This is a genomic window from Pedobacter sp. SYSU D00535 (genome assembly GCF_017355855.1).
Lineage (GTDB): Bacteria > Bacteroidota > Bacteroidia > Sphingobacteriales > Sphingobacteriaceae > Desertivirga.
On the sequence record NZ_JAFEWD010000010.1, the window covers coordinates 147,793 to 165,051 of the forward strand.

At 40.3% G+C, this 17,259-nt stretch carries 17 protein-coding genes; 14 read left to right on the plus strand and 3 right to left on the minus strand.

The genetic code is table 11. The features are described 5' to 3' along the window. Window positions 1-305 precede the first annotated feature (305 nt). The 7 genes from J4N23_RS16830 (at window position 306) to J4N23_RS16860 (ending at window position 8,061) form a co-directional block, all read left to right on the plus strand. On the plus strand, window positions 306-2,216 hold the full coding sequence (locus J4N23_RS16830; protein WP_207428944.1) for a sodium:solute symporter family protein: 1,911 nt from the start codon (window positions 306-308) through the stop codon (window positions 2,214-2,216). A gap of 44 nt (window positions 2,217-2,260) precedes the next feature. After that, window positions 2,261-3,448, plus strand: a complete 1,188-nt coding sequence (locus tag J4N23_RS16835) for a glycosidase (protein ID WP_207428945.1) — start codon at window positions 2,261-2,263, stop codon at window positions 3,446-3,448. 73 nt (window positions 3,449-3,521) lie between these two features. Continuing rightward, on the plus strand, window positions 3,522-4,775 hold the full coding sequence (locus J4N23_RS16840) for an AGE family epimerase/isomerase (RefSeq protein ID WP_207428946.1): 1,254 nt from the start codon (window positions 3,522-3,524) through the stop codon (window positions 4,773-4,775). Window positions 4,776-4,778: 3 nt separating this feature from the next. Then, entirely contained in the window at window positions 4,779-5,267 is a 489-nt protein-coding gene (locus tag J4N23_RS16845; protein ID WP_207428947.1) for a phosphoheptose isomerase, read from the plus strand. Between the two features lie 38 nt (window positions 5,268-5,305). Continuing rightward, entirely contained in the window at window positions 5,306-6,385 is a 1,080-nt protein-coding gene (gene fbaA / locus J4N23_RS16850; protein WP_207428948.1) for a class II fructose-bisphosphate aldolase, read from the plus strand. A 130-nt stretch (window positions 6,386-6,515) separates the two neighbouring features. Continuing rightward, entirely contained in the window at window positions 6,516-6,695 is a 180-nt protein-coding gene (locus J4N23_RS16855) for a histone H1 (RefSeq protein WP_207428950.1), read from the plus strand. A 265-nt stretch (window positions 6,696-6,960) separates the two neighbouring features. Further along, window positions 6,961-8,061 (plus strand): PAS domain-containing sensor histidine kinase, encoded by a 1,101-nt coding sequence (locus tag J4N23_RS16860; protein WP_207428951.1) that lies wholly within the window; start codon window positions 6,961-6,963, stop codon window positions 8,059-8,061. 186 nt (window positions 8,062-8,247) lie between these two features. Here the strand turns inward: J4N23_RS16860 and J4N23_RS16870 are convergent, their stop codons facing one another. Beyond that, on the minus strand, window positions 8,248-8,472 hold the full coding sequence (locus J4N23_RS16870) for a hypothetical protein (RefSeq protein ID WP_207428952.1): 225 nt from the start codon (window positions 8,470-8,472) through the stop codon (window positions 8,248-8,250). 250 nt (window positions 8,473-8,722) lie between these two features. Here J4N23_RS16870 and J4N23_RS16875 point away from each other — a divergent pair, with 250 nt between their 5' ends. From J4N23_RS16875 to J4N23_RS16900, 6 genes are all read left to right on the plus strand, one after another. Then, window positions 8,723-9,247, plus strand: coding sequence for a RadC family protein (locus J4N23_RS16875; protein WP_207428953.1), 525 nt, complete (start codon window positions 8,723-8,725; stop codon window positions 9,245-9,247). 205 nt (window positions 9,248-9,452) lie between these two features. After that, window positions 9,453-10,619, plus strand: a complete 1,167-nt coding sequence (locus tag J4N23_RS16880) for a restriction endonuclease (protein WP_207428954.1) — start codon at window positions 9,453-9,455, stop codon at window positions 10,617-10,619. Between the two features lie 31 nt (window positions 10,620-10,650). Beyond that, window positions 10,651-12,069, plus strand: coding sequence for a restriction endonuclease (locus J4N23_RS16885; RefSeq protein ID WP_207428955.1), 1,419 nt, complete (start codon window positions 10,651-10,653; stop codon window positions 12,067-12,069). A gap of 285 nt (window positions 12,070-12,354) precedes the next feature. Continuing rightward, window positions 12,355-13,074 (plus strand): hypothetical protein, encoded by a 720-nt coding sequence (locus J4N23_RS16890; protein ID WP_207428956.1) that lies wholly within the window; start codon window positions 12,355-12,357, stop codon window positions 13,072-13,074. Next, window positions 13,037-13,663, plus strand: a complete 627-nt coding sequence (locus tag J4N23_RS16895) for a hypothetical protein (RefSeq protein WP_207428957.1) — start codon at window positions 13,037-13,039, stop codon at window positions 13,661-13,663. The genes J4N23_RS16890 and J4N23_RS16895 overlap by 38 nt, the downstream gene beginning before the upstream one ends. Further along, the gene (locus J4N23_RS16900) at window positions 13,663-14,052 is read left to right on the plus strand and encodes a hypothetical protein (protein ID WP_207428958.1); all 390 of its coding nucleotides are present in this window, start codon (window positions 13,663-13,665) and stop codon (window positions 14,050-14,052) included. Before J4N23_RS16895 ends, J4N23_RS16900 begins: the two co-directional genes overlap by 1 nt. Here the strand turns inward: J4N23_RS16900 and J4N23_RS16905 are convergent. Beyond that, window positions 14,049-14,354, minus strand: a complete 306-nt coding sequence (locus J4N23_RS16905; RefSeq protein ID WP_207428959.1) for a hypothetical protein — start codon at window positions 14,352-14,354, stop codon at window positions 14,049-14,051. The two genes, J4N23_RS16900 and J4N23_RS16905, sit on opposite strands and share 4 nt — an antisense overlap. 153 nt (window positions 14,355-14,507) lie before the next feature. Here J4N23_RS16905 and J4N23_RS16910 point away from each other — a divergent pair, with 153 nt between their 5' ends. Beyond that, a complete protein-coding gene (locus tag J4N23_RS16910; protein ID WP_207428961.1) occupies window positions 14,508-15,353 on the plus strand; it encodes a hypothetical protein in 846 nt (281 codons plus the stop codon). A gap of 138 nt (window positions 15,354-15,491) precedes the next feature. Here J4N23_RS16910 and J4N23_RS16915 read toward each other — a convergent pair whose 3' ends face one another. Continuing rightward, a complete protein-coding gene (locus tag J4N23_RS16915; RefSeq protein ID WP_207428963.1) occupies window positions 15,492-17,018 on the minus strand; it encodes a hypothetical protein in 1,527 nt (508 codons plus the stop codon). Window positions 17,019-17,259: the final 241 nt, after the last annotated feature.

Genomic DNA, 17,259 nt, shown 5'->3' on the forward strand with positions numbered 1-17,259 from the left:
AGACTTTGCTTGAGAATAGGGAAGATAAAATAATTAGTCCAACGGAAAATAAACAGGACCTATGAGGGGTCCTGTTTTAGCTGTGGCCTTAATTATTGCAGATGATGTCCTAAGAATGTCGTTTTTGAAAGCTTTTTTATTCCTTTATAAACATTCGAGCACCTTTTTTTAGTCAAATTAAACCACTGCTACGGCTGACTTTTGGCATCGAGAACAGAGAGAAGAGCAGGTTATAGAAATTCGTACTTCAGGTTGCGGTTATACTCAGCTCACCTTTATAAACAAAATACTTTCGATTTAGGAAAATGAATTTAACAGTTATTGACGTTTCAATGATCGTCTTCTACCTCATCATGATGGTGATGATTGGCTGGTACTACCGTAATAAAGCACGCCAGAACAAGGAAAGTTATTTGATGGGAGGTAAGAAATTACCATGGTACATGCTGGGGTTAAGCGACGCTTCTGACATGTTTGACATCAGTGGCACAATGTGGATGGTATCCCTGTGTTTTGTATATGGCTTTAAGAGTATCTGGATTCCATGGCTTTGGCCGGTTTTCAATCAGGTCTTTAATATGATGTACCTTTCGAAGTGGCTGCGCCGTTCTAATGCGGATACCGGGGCTGAATGGCTTGCAACTCGTTTTGGATTAGAGGGCAAGGGAGTAAAAGGTTCTCATAATATTGTAGTCGCCTTCGCCCTGATTGGTTGTCTCGGATTCCTCGCCTATGGCTTTGTAGGATTAGGGAAGTTTATGGAAATTTTTATTCCATGGGACGTCGTCCAGCCGTATTTACCCTTTTATATACCCGCAGCTTACGTGCCTCATTTTTATGGTATAATCTTCACATTATTTGCCATGTTTTACTCCATTCTTGGAGGAATGCACAGCATTGTATTAGGAGATGCGATTAAATATGGGATAATGACAGTGGGATGTATGGCTATTGCCTTTACTGCAGTAACCCATTTGGACGGTAAGGAACTATTAGTCCCGGCAGGGTGGGACGATCCGTTTTTTGGGTGGCAATTGGATTTAGACTGGAGTAGTATTGTACCTGCGGCGAACCAAAAGATTGAGGAGGACGGCTTCGGCCTGTTCGGTATCTTCTTTATGATGATGCTCTTCAAAGGTGTTCTTTCCAGTATGGCTGGACCATCCCCGAGTTATGATATGCAAAAAGTGTTATCGACGCGTTCACCACAAGAGGCTTCTAAGATGACCGGCTTCGTTTCTATTGTTCTGCTTCCTATCCGGTACTCCATGATTATTGGTCTTACTGTTTTAGCTCTGTTGTATTTTGGTCAGTTAGATATCACCAGCGAAACAGGCGGTTCTGATTTTGAACGTATTTTACCGGCGGCAATCAATACTTTTTTACCGGCTGGGGTTTTAGGACTAGTACTAACCGGATTGCTGGGTGCTTTCATGGGCACTTTTTCGGGAACGCTGAATGCTGCACAAGCTTACGTTGTGAACGACATTTACCTCAAATACATAAATCCGCAAGCTTCTACTCAAAAAATTATAACAGCTAACTATCTCGTTGGTGTTGTAGTGGTGACAATAGGAGTAATTCTCGGCTTCTTTGCAAAAGATGTGAATAGTATTCTCCAGTGGATCGTAGGTGCTCTTTACGGAGGTTACATTGCTTCGAATGTACTAAAATGGTACTGGTGGAGGTTCAATGCGCACGGCTTCTTTTGGGGTATGGCTGCAGGGATTACAGCGGCGTTAGTGTTTCCTTTTATTTTTACTGACGTCTTGCCGCTCTACGTCTGGCCACTACTGTTTTTGATTTCTGTTGCAGGTTGTATACTAGGAACTTATACTGCTCCTCCCACCGATGAGACTATCTTGTTGAACTTCTATAAAACCGTTCGTCCCTGGGGGTTTTGGAATCCCGTTTATCAAAAGATAAAGACTCAGAATCCTTCATTTCAACCAAATAAAAATTTCAAATTGGATATGTTCAACGTGGTGATTGGAATCGCTGCTCAGCTTTGTCTCACCGTACTGCCCATGTATTTAATCCTTGGCATGAAGGCACCATTAGCTGTAACCGTTTTAATTCTCACGGTTTTGGTAATTGTGTTAAAGAAGACCTGGTGGGATAAGTTGAACGAGGAACCTCAGGTATCCGCAACAGATGATGCCCCGGATATGCCAGCTTTCCCGGAGACCGGAAAAGTGGTCGAGTTTCAGAAGTAAAATCAAACATAATTCCCTCCTTGAATAGAAAGGAATATAAATCAATGAAAGAATCACTACTGACAAACACATTTTTTGAAAGGCGTTTAAGAACACTTCGCCGAGTACATGAGGCGCTGTTGAGTAAACCTAATCAGCCGGAAGAGCTGGGAAACGGCATCTTTACCCGTTACCAAAGTCCTATTTTAACAGCAGCTCATGCTCCCCTGGAGTGGCGCTATGATCTGAATCCGGAAACTAATCCTTATCTGATGGAGCGGTTCGGGATCAATGCCACCTTCAACTCGGGAGCGATTAAATTGAATGGAAAGTACCTGGTGGTAGCCCGCGTAGAAGGCTATGATCGGAAATCTTTTTTCGCTGTCGCGGAAAGTGATAACGGTATCGACAATTTCCGGTTCTGGGAGTATCCCTGTTTGATTCCCGAGACCCATCAGCCGGATACCAATATTTACGACATGCGATTGGTTCAGCACGAGGATGGCTGGATCTACGGCCTGTTTTGTACTGAACGCCGCGATCCTTCTGCGCCTGAGGGTGACCAAAGTGCGGCAGTTGCCCAGTGTGGAATTGTGCGCACCAAAGATCTGCTTACTTGGGAGCGTCTGGCAGATTTGAAAACACCTTCGCCACAACAGCGGAACGTGGTGTTGCACCCTGAGTTTGTTGATGGCAAATACGCTTTCTATACCCGTCCTCAGGATAGTTTCATTGAGGCCGGAAAGGGGGGAGGAATAGGCTTTGGCTTAAGTGATACCATCGAAAACGCAGTAATTGAGGAGGAAATCGTGATCGACAGGAAGCAGTACCATACGGTGTACGAAGCTAAGAATGGTTTAGGACCAGCTCCTATTAAAACCGAAAAAGGCTGGTTGCATTTGGCTCATGGCGTACGAAACACGGCGGCGGGCCTGCGCTATGTCCTCTACGTTTTTATGACGGATCTTAACGACATCGCAAAAGTGATCCATAAGCCGACCGGTTACTTCATCGCCCCTGAAGGAGGAGAGCGAATTGGGGATGTCTCCAACGTGGCTTTCAGCAATGGGTGGATCGCCGACGAGGACGGAAGAGTATTCATCTATTATGCTTCTTCTGATACCCGTCAGCATGTTGCTCTTTCTACCATTGATCAGCTGCTCGATTATGCCATTAATACTCCTGAAGATGGCTTGCGTTCGGCAAAATCAGTGGAAACGATCTACAGCATCATTGACAAGAATAAGAGATAGAAGCCAGGCAGCATGCGATGGCTGGTAAAGAAAAATCACAATAACAAATAAATAAGCGGTAAGCATTATTTCAATGTCGACGATTCAATTAAGCTCCCGGTTGCGAGCGTATAAAAAAGAGGTAAAACAAGAGTTGGACAATATTTTGGACTATTGGTTGCAGTACGCTCCAGACAACATCAACGGCGGGTTTATTGGAAAAATCGACAACGATAATGTAGGTGATTATACCGCACCAAAGGGAGCGGTGCTGAATGCCCGCATCCTTTGGTCTTTTTCTGCTGCGTATAATCTGGAGGCAAAAGAAGTTTATCTGGAAGCTGCTGGCAGGGCGTACAATTATATTCAGGAGCACCTGATCGATGAGGAGTTTGGGGGAGTGTTCTGGACCGTGAACGCAGAGGGAAAGTTACTGAATACGAAGAAACAGGTTTACGCAATAGCGTTTACCATTTACGGTTTGAGCGAATACTATATCGCCAGCAAAAATGAGGATGCAAAAAGTAAGGCAATTCAACTTTATGAGCTGTTGGTAGATAAGGCTTTTGACAGGAGGCAAACCGGTTATTTTGAAGCTTTTACTCGCGAATGGGATGAGTTGCCGGACTTGCGGTTAAGCCTTAAAGACGCCAATGAGAAGAAGACAATGAACACTCATTTACATGTTTTGGAAGCCTACACAACACTCTATCTTGTTTGGAGAAATGAAGGTTTAAAAAGGCAGATTCAACTCCTTATCCGAAATTTTCTTGACCACATCATCGATCCAGAGACGCGGCACTTAGTACTTTTCCTGGATGAAAACTGGACTAAAAAATCTGACATCATTTCATATGGTCATGATATCGAAGCTGCCTGGCTTCTGCTCGAAGCGGCCGAAGCGATCGAAGACCAGGACTTGATTCTAAAAGTCAGAAATGCCTCCATAGCGTTGACTCAGGCAGCAGCAGAAGGGTTTGATTTAGAAGTAAAAGGAGGCTTGTATTACGAATTTGCGCCATCCGACCATCACTTAATAACAGAAAAGCATTGGTGGGTACAAGCTGAGGCAATGGTCGGTTTTTTCAATGCGTACCAGCTCTCCGGGAACGAGTTTTTTTTAAATAGATCTCTAAAAGTCTGGGACTTTATTAAGAACAGTATTCTCGATAAGGAAAATGGCGAGTGGACCTGGGGTGTTTTAGACGATGGTTCCGTTATGATGAACCAGGATAAGGTTGGTTTATGGAAATGTCCCTACCACAATAGCAGGGCATGTATTGAAATCATAAAAAGAGCAACCGCCATGGAGGAAACAGTAAAGAATGTTAATCAAATAATGAACTGAAAAATGGTAGAAAACATATTTACAGAAGTTGAAACAATGCTGAAAGGCCATAGTCTTGGTATTAAAGAATCCGACAAAACGCGCCCTTGGGGCGGATTTTTTGTAATTCGTGAGGATCAAGCCGAGGACTTCGCCAGAATTTTCTTCGACGCTGTGGATGTAAGCGACCTGAGGATATCAGGGAAGTTGAGTCCTAAAATTTTGATAGTTGCGCCGGGAAAACGGCTTTCCTGGCAGTACCATCTAAGACGGGCAGAAATATGGAAGGTGATTAAGGGCACAGCCGGCGTGGTGAAAAGTGAGACAGACGAGGAAAAGGACGTTATAAAGATAGGACCTGGAGAATACGTTAAACTTCAACAAGGAGAAAGACATAGGCTTGTAGGACTAGACTCCTACGCTATACTCGCGGAAATTTGGCAGCATACGGATTTCGACAGCCCATCAGATGAAGACGATATTGTAAGAGTACAAGATGATTACGGAAGATAAAGACATCCGGAGACAAAAAAGCTGAATAGAAAATCACAATGAATTTAAAGAATTACAAAGGCGTTTTGTACGGTGACGCTGTGCAGGAATTATTTGAATGTGCCAAAAAGCACCAGTTTGCATTGCCTGCAGTAAATGTTATTGGCACAAATTCAATCAACGCTGTAATGGAAACAGCGCGGGCTGTTGATTCGCCAGTAGTTATACAACTGTCAAACGGGGGAGCACAGTTTTATTCTGGAAAGTCGCTGAATAACGAAAACTATGCAGCCTGTATTTTGGGAGCTGTTTCAGCAGCGAAACATGTACATCTGCTGGCGAAGTATTATGGGGTAGCCGTGATTCTTCATACGGATCACGCGGCAAAAAAACTCCTTCCGTGGATTGATGGAATGCTGACTCAAGGTGAGCATTTTCAACAGCAGACTGGCAAACCTCTATTCTCCTCACACATGCTGGATCTTTCTGAAGAGCCTATTGAAGAGAATATCGAGACATGCAAGAAATACTTGCAGCGAATGAAAGCGCTGGGAATGACAATTGAAATTGAACTCGGCGTAACAGGGGGGGAAGAAGACGGTGTAGATAATACAGATGTAGATAGTTCAAAGTTATATACGCAGCCTGAAGAAGTAGCCTTCGCTTATAGCGAACTTGCCACCGTCAGCCATAGATTTACCATTGCAGCTGCATTTGGCAATGTGCACGGCGTGTATAAACCCGGAAATGTTAAGTTACAGCCGGTCATTCTTAAAAACTCGCAAGAGCATATCCGCAAGCAATTCGGCCTGAAAGCCGAGAAGCCTGTCAACTTTGTGTTTCATGGTGGTTCTGGCTCGACGCGAGCGGAAATTCGCGAAGCTATTTCTTATGGAGCAGTAAAAATGAATATCGATACTGATATGCAATGGGCTTTTTGGGAGGGGATTAACGATTACTATAAATCAAAAGCACCTTACTTACAAACTCAGATCGGCAATCCCGAAGGAGAAGATTTTCCGAATAAGAAATATTATGATCCCCGAGTCTGGTTACGTAAAGGAGAAGAGAGATTTGTGGAACGTCTTAGGGATGCATTCAGAGACTTAAATTGTGTCGAGGTAAATTCACTCCTATAGAAGCTATTCTAAAAGCTGGGGCGCGATCACCCTCCTGGTAACACGAGTCAACTAAATCAATTCTGGTTAGTCTAGAAACTACACTGCATAAAATTGAAATAACGTATACTAGCCCTCTAAAATCACAGACATGGAAAAATTTAATCATCTTAAAGACTTATTTAATTCATCCCGAGGAGATGCTGAGAAATTCTACGACAAGCAAAACGGCGCAGCCGGGACTCGTCTTCGAAAAGCAATGCAAGAAATAAAGACACTCGCCGCTGACATCAGAAGAGAAGTGACTGAACTGAAAAATCAAGAGAAATAGATAAAATAGTATTGTTTTGGGAGAGAGCCGAAAGGCTCTTTTTTATTTTAAGCGTTTTTACCATTCATCGTTGGAATCCTGCATATCTCATACTCAGCTGTCAAGATGGAGAGTAGTTATGGTGAAAGAATATATAATAATTCTCGTCGTTGAAGCGTGTTAAAAAATCTAGTCGCTTCTTAGGATATGATATAATTCAGCTCTACCATTTAGTTTAGGAACAAAAGAAAAGTTTGAGGGTTAATAAAATTTAATCGGACGTATCATGGAGAAAAAAACAGAGTTTGATTTTTTGAAGCAAGTAGCAGAGCAGGCAAATGAGTTGTTTTTCTTCTATAACGTCCAAACTGACAAAATTGAATATATAAATCCCGCCTTCGAAGAAATCACAAAAAGAGATCGAAAAGATTTCGAGCTTAAATCTGGCCATCTATTGGACATCGTCCATCCTGATGATAGGGAATACGTTAAGATCACCTTGAAGCAGTTCGCTAAGCGTAAAAATCGCTCCCTTTTAGACTTCAGAATTATATGGCCCGACAATACCGAGCGCTGGGCCAGATTAAAAATCTATCCTGTCGTTGAAGACGATGAACTGCAATATGTAGGCGGAATACTCGAAGATGATGCGGCCAGGAAGACAAGTATTTTCAACATGCAAAGGGTTAACTCCTGGAAAGATTCAACACTGGAAATTCCGGCGCATGATCTGAAGGGACCGATTGGCATCGTTCAAATGCTGAGCTCTAGTATCAATGATCACTTCCCGGGCAAAGAACATAAAAAGGTCCATGAATGGACAGCCATTATCAATAAGATATGTAAGCGAAATATTGATCTTATCAAGAGTCTGCTTAAAAATGAATCACTGGAAACAGAAGTGGTGGAGCTAAGCCTGGAAAGAGTAGATGTGGTTTGGGAAATAAACGAGGTAATAAACATTTATCAAAAAGTAGAAAGTCACATTTCGAGGAGGGTTGAGTTTACCCATTCTCATGATAAAATATTCGCAGAAATAGATAGTATGAAGTTTACGCAGATTTTTAATAATCTGTTATCCAATGCAGTAAAGTTCACCAAAGAAGACGGAGTGATTAAGATTCATATTGAAAAACTGGAGCAGACGGTTTTATTTCCTGTAAGTGATAATGGAATAGGGATCCCAAAGGAACTTCAACGGTATCTGTTTAATAAATATACCAAAGCCGGCCGGGAGGGATTAATGGGCGAAGAGTCGGTAGGTCTGGGAATGTGGATCGTAAAATCGATGACTGAAATGCATCAGGGTAAAGTCTGGTTTGAAACCGAAGTGAATAAAGGCACGGAATTCTATATAGAGCTGCCTTTGGATATCCAGAGAGATTGATTATCGAAGATGTAAGAGAATGAAGGCAACAAGGAGAGCGAATCCCTAGATCAACAATTCTAAACCAAGAAGGATTTATACGGTTATTGGACTCACTATAGCTTACTTTACTTTTCGTAAAAAGCGATCCGGTCTCATTAGTAGTGTCTTCTATCCCTGATCGGAGACCAGGTCAACGGTCCTTTTTTAGAGTCTGAACCGAAGTTCTATTGCCCGACCAATAGCTTGAATCAGTTCGGGGTCTATTCCTGAAACCTCCTCTTTCATAACCCATCCATTTGACCCTTTTACCAGATTCACAGTTTTCCCATTTAAAATAATCGGTATTTCTACTGTGCTCTTAGTAACTGGCTCTTTATTTATTACCTGAAAACTGTAGTCGGTATCTCGAAAAGTAATTCTAAGTGGCATTCCCATATTGTTACGAAGGTAGTTCGAAAATGCAGGTATGAAAAGACTTGTTGAAAACGGAAAAGCGTGAGATTATTCATTAATCATCGGCACAAAGTTAGGCTGAGGGCTGCTGAAGCGGGCAAAAGCTTCCGGCATAAACGCTCGGATCACTCGCTCGTAGCCATTTATTCCTTTTCCTTTTGCCCTTGATCGCCCTCAGCCTGCAGTAGCACCATAATTAATTCATTAACTTTTAAATCAGCTAATTATGGAAAAGCTACAAACCGAGCTGAAAGCGAGCTCAACAACACAAAAATCAAATAAAGATTCGTTGTTAAATCAAATTTCATTGTTCCAGGTATCAGAAATTGAAGTTATTTACAGACCAAAGTTCAAAGCTTCAGAAAGACCAAAAATATGCTGTTCAAAAGACATCTATGAAATCTTGTATCAAAACTGGGATATGAATAAGATGGAATTACAAGAACAGTTTAAAGTCATCCTGTTAAACCGCGCAAACAAGGTTCTAGGAATATTTGAAGTTTCAACCGGAGGAATGGCGGGAACGATAGCTGATCCTAAGTTAATTTTTGGAACTGCTTTAAAAGGATGTGCTAGTTCAATCATTCTGGCTCATAATCATCCATCTGGAAATTTGAGACCGAGTCAGGCGGATTTAAATCTTACTAGAAAAATTAAAGATGGAGGAGAATTATTGGATATAGCAGTGTTAGATCATTTGATAGTGACAGCTGAAGGGTTTTACTCGTTTGCAGATGAAGGGCTGGTATAGCCCTTCTGCATATTACATATTAGCTATTAAGAAAATGCCTTTTAGTAGGTCCCTTTCTAATTTTGAAAGCTAACTGCTTTTTTAGCGGATCGAAACAATTGGAATTTGACCACAGACTCTTATGTTCTATTACAAGGAAATATTATTATTAGATTTGAGGGTTATATCCTGATATACACAATTATTTCATAAATGCCTTTAAAGTATGTCAATAGAAAGCCATAGCAAGATTGTTGATGTCATCTTAGATGAGCACCTTAGGCCGGTGATAAGTGGCAGCCGATCTCGTGAGCTTTTCGATCTCGATACGATTTTGATAGCCTATGGTCATGCTATTGTTTACGGCGAAGCGGGCATTGGTAAAACAGCTTTTTTGAAAGCTTTTCAGAACCTAAACACTCCTGGATTTGGAAAAATTGATTTTCGAAGTGGTTACGAGGTGGAAGCCAATGAATCCGCACTGCTTCCATACCTGTTAGGCAGGCGAATTCCGAGGCATGATGAACGGCCCGATCTACTAATTATTGACGGTTTCGAAGAAATCCTATCACCGAAAGTAAAAGAAAGGATCGAACGCCTTATGCGGGAGGGACGTAAATACGGGCTTCGGGTTATTTTATCAGCGCGACAACAGATCAACGAAAAGGTATTCGGACAATTATCTCATTCCATTTGGCTGCGCCGACTAACGGACCAAGAGGTTAATAAGATGGTGGCAATCTATGATCATCATACCGGGGAACATCCCGATATGGTTTCGACCATTCGCGGCATGATGGACGAGTTCAATGGAAACCCACGTGCGATTTTATCGGCCTTAAACATCTTTTTCGGACTTTCTGCGAACGCTGAACGACCATTCATCTACCAGAACCCGATTATTATAAAAGAGATGGAGACGCCTACCCTCATTGTAGAAGAGGCGCCGAAAATCATTACCGATATCCGTGTTATTAATACTGGAATACTCAATAAGATCAAGCGTCAGCCTCACGCGATTTACCAGCTAACTCCAAGACAATTTGAGATCATGGTCGCAGAGCTCTTCGACGAGCGTGGATACAAAGTCCAGTTGACACAACAAACTCGTGATGGTGGAAAAGACTTAATAATTGCTGATCATCGTGAGCTAGGCAATTTAATGTTTTATGTAGAGTGTAAACGAAATGCTCCTGATCGACCTGTCGGCGTCAGCGTTATAAGCCATTTGGCGGGTCGAATCTTAGCCGACCGCGTGACCGCCGGGCTTGTAGTAACTAGCTCGTATTTCTCAGCTGATGCTATAGCATTGCAATCAAAAATTGAGCATCAAATGTCATTGATCGACTTTGTCAAATTAAGTGCAATGATTACCGAAGGCCCATTTAAATAATATTGCCAATATTTAACCACAGCCTAATAATATGTTGGATTTTAAAGAATTATCGAAGGATGGAAATGACCTCGAATTGCTAGTAAGAGAAATATTACTCACAAAAGGTTATCGTGTACAATGGAGTGGGAAAGGACCCGATGGAGGAAAAGACCTTTTATGTTTTGAAGACCGAGCGAGCGAATTTCTATCAGATAGTAAAACATGGTTGATACAATGCAAACACAAGGATAAAGGAGCTGTTGGAAAAGATGATTTAGATGACATCGTTGATTCATGCACTGAGCACAAAGCAAAAGGGTATTTGCTAGTATGTGATACGTACCCTTCAGCAGCAGTAATCACTAGATTAGAGAAAATAAGCGAGAATGAAAAAAACGACATACAAGCTACTTATTGGGACTCTGTAAAAATTGAACAATTACTATCTACTCCAAGGCTATGGAGGATCGCGCAAAGATTTTTCCCTATATCGAGCCGTAACTCAGCATGGGAAATTTATGCTACGGAATCACCTAATAAATGGATCGCAAATTACCGTGGCTATCATTTTCATTTATCGAATCGAATCGGGTCGAAAGTCGATTTCCATTTTCATAGCATAGATAGTAGGATAAATGATATCGAAGGGATAAAGCTTCCTAAAGGTGAATTTATAAGAATAAGAGCAGTCTATTTTAATGACAAAGTCGGAGGTTATAATTGGTTTCTGGATTACATGTATGATAAAAACTTAAAGCCTTCTACTCACGGAAAAATAATCGCACATAAATTGGGTGATGGTTGGGCGCTTGAAGACGGTCAGATTTATTCATTTGATGTTTTAACCCGGCCGTATAATGAATTCAGTGATCATTATGATCGGGATCACTATGATTACTACAGTCCTTATTTATTAAACTACCAAAATGGAATAGAGCGAGCAACCGAATTTAAATCCGAAACACAATCTTGGTCAGTAGAATTAGCAATAGATAAATATAGAGAGGACAATAGGAACAGTATTTTTAATGATTTGACGAAGGTCTTTAAAAGATTAGCTTGCGCGCGATTGTTGAGGTCTGCAAATTGTGAGATAGAAAAACTTCCATTATTTAATAAATTATTAGACTGGACTGACCTTATTGAAAAAATTAAGTTAAACGATGATACGTTCTTCAATTGCAAATTTGTATTCGATGTAGTAAATCGGGAATCGTTTTTTAAACTGGTCACTTACCTACCGCAGAACATTTCTCCTTCTTTTAACTTGATCAATCGCTTCATATGTACGCCGGATGACAAATTTGAGGGATCAATTATAGATTTTGAAGAAAAGGAAATATTTGAAATAGTTATATCACTAATGCCAGAGGTCACCCACAACATTTACGATGGCAGAAAGGAGCTAAATAGCTATATGAACAAGATAATTGCCGCCACAGAGAGGTTTATTAGTGAGAATGAATAGTTCAAGCTATTTTTAAATAATCCTTATCAAGCACATAGACTCAATTGGCAACTGGCTAGTCCTGCAAAACGCTAATTGCTGGAATCCTTGATAAAAAGCGGATAATACTTATAGCAAGAGCTTGACTAACAGTCAGGCTCTTGCTATACTGATTAATACTTCCAGTGTTGAACACTTCTTTTTAAAATACTTGACTGACATCGTACTTTTATTAAAGAAATTATTTCCGACAGTAATCTGACTAACCAAGAATTTCAGATTCTATCCAATTGCTTAAAATTAGAAGTGGAAGAATACGAGCAAGAACAATTTATCGGTTTCTTTACATATTTTATTAAAAACCAACCATTGGCTACAGAAGGGGCTCTTAATGATTTCGATTCGAAGCTAAAAGACTTCACCTATTTAATAGCTTTGAACGGGACAGGAAGCGGCACTGGTACTAAAAAAATAGAGGTTACAGATCCTGTAATTAAGAAGTGGGCAAAAGATTTACGAAAAATTAAAAATTTCTATCAGAATAATTCGGTCGGCGATCTGGACAACTTAGAGAGGAATGACGAAAGCATACAAAAAGTAATTAATTACATATCATTTCACACTTATTTTGAAAATGGTACTCTGAGTTATGTGGAACAAGATTTAGATAGGTTAAAGCGAGTTTTTCAACCGTTCGAAAATCAGATAGAGGAAGAATTCGGATTTGATATAAACTTTTTAACTGATTTTTATAAGTTTTCTGAACTAGTAACAGCAAGGAAGAATAAAGATCTTATGGCATTTGCAGAAACTGATGATTTTGCTAAATTCCTGCTTAATACCAATAAAACATTCCAAGAAAGAATTGAAGAGCTGCCAGAAGATATTTATGAGCAGATGAATAAGTTTAAAAACTGCACTTACACTGCATTTAAATTTGTTCCAAATGATTACTATACTGCTTTTCCGAAGCATCAAGTAAAAAAAAATGTTGGGGCTATTGACCTTCATTCCGAAGCAAGATGACAAATTTCTGTTCTTTGCTCAGCAAAATCCTTTAGATCAGAAGCCCATAGTCCTGCTTCCGTCCGGTGAATATATACACGTATATCAAAAACAAGTACCCATTGCCTTATTTCGCCTTCTTTATCAACATTTTCTTTCAAAGCCAAATTTAGTGGAAAAGCTTCGCCAACATAGAAATATGTCCCTAGAGAGAAAAACAGAAGATGTTTTTAAGCAGTTCTTTCGAAAAGAGTCACGAACTTTTTTTTATACAAATTATCATTCTAATCCGAATACTGAACAAGATCTTCTGATTTTATCCAAAAATGCTGCATTCATTATTGAAATAAAAGCTTCGAAATATAGACAGCCGTTCCGTGACCCAGTTAAGGGATTTACGCGTTTGAAATCCGATTTTAAAGAGTCGATACAGTATGGTTATGATCAATGTCTCAGGATTGAAGATAAGGTCTTCGAAAATACTCCATTTACTGTTTTTGACAAAGCCACGCGACCTTATATACTATCGATCCAAGTCGGTTTCATGAAATTTATTCTATTGTTGTCACACTTGAACGCTTTGGACCAGTCCAATCAGATCTTAATTTAATGATGGATATTGATGAAGATAAAGATCTTCCATGGTCCGTCTATATTGACGATTTGGAGGCTTTCCTTCTTGCCTTAAAAAGACTTCATTCAAATCCAATTCCTCAATTCAAAAAGTTTTTGAGGCAAAGAAGAATGTTGCACGGAAGAGCATATGCTTCAGACGAGATGGACGTTTGTGGTGCATTTCTATCCAACCCTAAGCTATTCGAAGAAATTGCTCAAAACCAAGATGCATCGGCTGAGTTTGCCCCCACCAATCAAAAAATATTTGACGAGCTTTATTTTTCTGGATTGGGTTTCAAAGACGAAATATCAATTGAAAACAAACGAAAGAGGCCTTTTTCCATGCCACCTAAGATCAGTGCTACCATTTTAAAAAGAAATTAATTGTTAAGAAAAGCGGGTCGTTTAATTTGTGATACCTCAACAGCTTCCAGCCGCTCCACTCGTTCCTCTTTCAGCTGCTTCGCTTTATTGGACAACAAGTGAGCTCCGTGCCTCCGCTCACCCGTTGCCCCAGTTCTCAGAAATACCGTCTGAAATCTATCTAAATAATCTATCAATTCTCTCCCGAGCTTTTTGGTTAGCAAATTTCTGAACAATACGCCTAACGTCAATACCATGCCCTGCTGGTTTGCCGATAGAAAAATCTCCACACTTCGCTTCGCTCGGATAGTATTTTTTGTCATAAAGTCTTGTGTTTTAAGGAGATTGTGTTTAGGCGAGTGGCTTAACAAAAAGCCGGGGCTATATTTATGATAAACTTCTTGTAAGTTTATCATAAATATAGGAATAGATTGCCTACAAGTTTTAACAAATGCTGTAACCAGCCAATGACAACTATGACGCCTGATAATGTACAAAAGGCAATTGATAAGTTAGAGGCCATTGATCCCAAAGACGAATTTGCCTATGAAAAGGCATTTATGGCATACAAAATAATAAAACAGTTACCCGTTCTTATTTACAATTTTAATAGCGATATTGAAGTGTTTAGAGCGAGGACTCACTTGGAAGACATATTTTATTCTACTAAATCAGAGATAGCTTTAGCACCACATTCAGCTATAAGGAATTTTGCCCGATGTAATAGGCCGTTTCAATCGAAGTTTTATTGCGGAGAGAATAGACCAACCTCTTACATAGAGTTAGTAAATTATTGGACGGAAGAAAGGAATGAGGGTGAAAAACTATATGTCACAATAGGTCGTTGGAAGATAAAACGAAACTTTTCGGCGCTGATAATTACCTCTCCTGATCCTGAAAAACGTATCTCAAAATATGATAGAGAACATGGGCCAGTATTAGATGACTTTCTTAACAAGTATGACGGGGATTTTCGCGAAGCCAATGTAATGCTTTACCGATATTTATTTGAACGGTTTCGTAAACTTGCATATGAAGACCCATTAACATATCTCATAACCTCCGCTTATTGTAATAGTGCTCTTTTTGAGATTCCCTTCGAGGTTGATGCAGTTTATTATCCGAGCGTCCCATTTAATGGGCAAGGAGTAAATTTTGCATTTAACAATCGCTTTATTACGGAAGATAACATCACGTTACTGGGTGCGATGAGGGACGAATTTTTAGCTTACACCATAGAAGGTAACAAGAAAGGGTTCAGGCAGATAGGTGAAATCGTGGCAAATTCAATAGACAGTAAAAATGGAACTATTAAATGGTAGATAGATAGTTCCACGCACTTTTTAAATTATTTACTACTTATTAATTTTGAGTCTTTTAACTTTCACTAGAATCTATTTAGTTATAAAGATTAATTTAGTAGCATACTCTTGGCATACGGCTAATTGTAGGAAGCTCGCTCAGTGATTTTGCTTACTTATCCATTCTTCCAGATCAGTAAAATTGATAATATGGAAATCTCGAGTTATCACTGGAAAACGCGAGACTACGAAATTAGTGATGTCATGGATACCTGTCTTTTCAGCGATCGAGTGTTCGCGATCAACCTCATTTTTAATCGCTTTGCGGTAATAGTAAATCAATGAGCGATTATAACGAGCGATCAGCTTATAATTGAAGCCGGCTCGAGCGGTGTTAGCTCGGTTATTCTTGCATTGAAAGTTATAAACCTTACCATTCTTCGTCATTATTAAGTCGAATTCTTGCCGTGCAATTCGTTTGTGACCTTCATAGTGATAGCCATGCTTCTCCAATATTTTCTGCACTTTATCCTCGAAAACAAAGCCAGAATTGATGATAAAGCTGCGCTTGCGTGTTAGTGCATGGTTGAGTGTTCGGGAAGCAAATCGTTGCAACAGCGGTACTGTGCTGTACGCCTTGCCTTCAAAAATAGTGAATGGCGCATAATCGTTCATCAGTTCCTGATAAGTCGTTCCCCGCAGTTTAAGCTTAAGCTTCTTTAAACCAGCTTGTATTTGGTCCAGTTCGTCCTCATCCATTTCGATATCGTAGCCATCATCACAAAAGCGTGCTAAACTAAAGAACAACTGGTTTATTTCCATATATTCCGGCAACTGTCCGACGTCGTATTTCTGAAAAGCTGTACGGAAAATAGCCATAGTCACGTCCAGCTCGTTGAAAGAGAATACCTTTCCACGGGGCTTGATAATTGCCGGCATGTCACCAATCTGAGCTGCTCGTAATTCCAGCTGATCCAAGAGTGAAAGCCGCTCTGGCTCCAAGTAAAAGCCCTCCAAGTTCTGGTGCACATAATTCGATTTCAACAAGTCGCCCGTGACGGTAATTTCATAATCATTGAGACATTCATTTACCAGTAAATGAAAATAAGCCTGGCCATAGCCGACGAGGCAGATATCGATACACTCGGTGCAATGGTAAAGGAGGTCTACACGCTGGATTTTTCGTTGACCCTTTGCTCTTGCCGGTATAAGATTGAGCATCCCGGCGTATGCTTGGCGACGGGTCTGATAATAACAACTTGCACTGTTACTGTCAGCCAGGGTGATGCCGTCTCCCAGTGTTTTCAGTAGCCCCTTCGCGACATATCGATCGAGGAGAGTCTCAGTATTATCGGCGAGCATGGAAAAACGAAACCCCACTTCCTTACCAAAATATTCATCTACCTGTGTCAAGACTTTAACAAATTCGTTCAGCGTTTCCCCTTTAGTCCCTTTAATGGGTAACGTTAGAAATAGTTTCGGATCAGGTAGTTCAAATTGAAGATTGATCCATTCATCGACACTACGAATAACTTCCCTCCAATGTCGAAAAGTCGTCCGTGCGTCGAGCGGGGCAATAAAACGGTCGAACTGTTCAAAGTGGTTGGCGACGGCCACCTTAAAGATATTTTCGATTTCTTCTTTATCAGTATAAATGCCATCTACTGGCCTGGTGGAACAGCCCATATTTTTGATTTTGAGAAAAAACAACAGACGTAGTCAATGCCTTTAATTTTTAAGGGAAGTCGAGGAAATCGAACAAATGCTATTAGCTTGTTGCATAAAAAGGTTTATTTAATGCTAATTGATTGCCTGAGTTTTGATAATATAGCTTGATCAAAATTTAGTCTCTAGTAAAGGTAAGCAATATAGTAGTCATAAATGTGTTTTTTCAGTGCGGGCGTCATTCAAATATTACCGATAATTT

Bases quoted from the DNA above. Each gene is read 5' to 3' on its own strand.
- J4N23_RS16875 (WP_207428953.1), top strand. From the start codon at position 8,723: ATGGAAAAGCTACAAACCGAGCTGAAAGCGAGCTCAACAACACAAAAA.
- J4N23_RS16845 (WP_207428947.1), top strand. From the start codon at position 4,779: ATGGTAGAAAACATATTTACAGAAGTTGAAACAATGCTGAAAGGCCAT.
- fbaA (WP_207428948.1), top strand. From the start codon at position 5,306: ATGAATTTAAAGAATTACAAAGGCGTTTTGTACGGTGACGCTGTGCAG.
- J4N23_RS16900 (WP_207428958.1), top strand. From the start codon at position 13,663: ATGATGGATATTGATGAAGATAAAGATCTTCCATGGTCCGTCTATATT.
- J4N23_RS16855 (WP_207428950.1), top strand. From the start codon at position 6,516: ATGGAAAAATTTAATCATCTTAAAGACTTATTTAATTCATCCCGAGGA.
- J4N23_RS16840 (WP_207428946.1), top strand. From the start codon at position 3,522: ATGTCGACGATTCAATTAAGCTCCCGGTTGCGAGCGTATAAAAAAGAG.
- J4N23_RS16905 (WP_207428959.1), bottom strand. From the start codon at position 14,354: ATGACAAAAAATACTATCCGAGCGAAGCGAAGTGTGGAGATTTTTCTA.
- J4N23_RS16895 (WP_207428957.1), top strand. From the start codon at position 13,037: ATGTTGGGGCTATTGACCTTCATTCCGAAGCAAGATGACAAATTTCTG.
- J4N23_RS16870 (WP_207428952.1), bottom strand. From the start codon at position 8,472: ATGCCACTTAGAATTACTTTTCGAGATACCGACTACAGTTTTCAGGTA.
- J4N23_RS16910 (WP_207428961.1), top strand. From the start codon at position 14,508: ATGACGCCTGATAATGTACAAAAGGCAATTGATAAGTTAGAGGCCATT.
- J4N23_RS16860 (WP_207428951.1), top strand. From the start codon at position 6,961: ATGGAGAAAAAAACAGAGTTTGATTTTTTGAAGCAAGTAGCAGAGCAG.
- J4N23_RS16830 (WP_207428944.1), top strand. From the start codon at position 306: ATGAATTTAACAGTTATTGACGTTTCAATGATCGTCTTCTACCTCATC.
- J4N23_RS16885 (WP_207428955.1), top strand. From the start codon at position 10,651: ATGTTGGATTTTAAAGAATTATCGAAGGATGGAAATGACCTCGAATTG.
- J4N23_RS16880 (WP_207428954.1), top strand. From the start codon at position 9,453: ATGTCAATAGAAAGCCATAGCAAGATTGTTGATGTCATCTTAGATGAG.
- J4N23_RS16915 (WP_207428963.1), bottom strand. From the start codon at position 17,018: ATGGGCTGTTCCACCAGGCCAGTAGATGGCATTTATACTGATAAAGAA.
- J4N23_RS16835 (WP_207428945.1), top strand. From the start codon at position 2,261: ATGAAAGAATCACTACTGACAAACACATTTTTTGAAAGGCGTTTAAGA.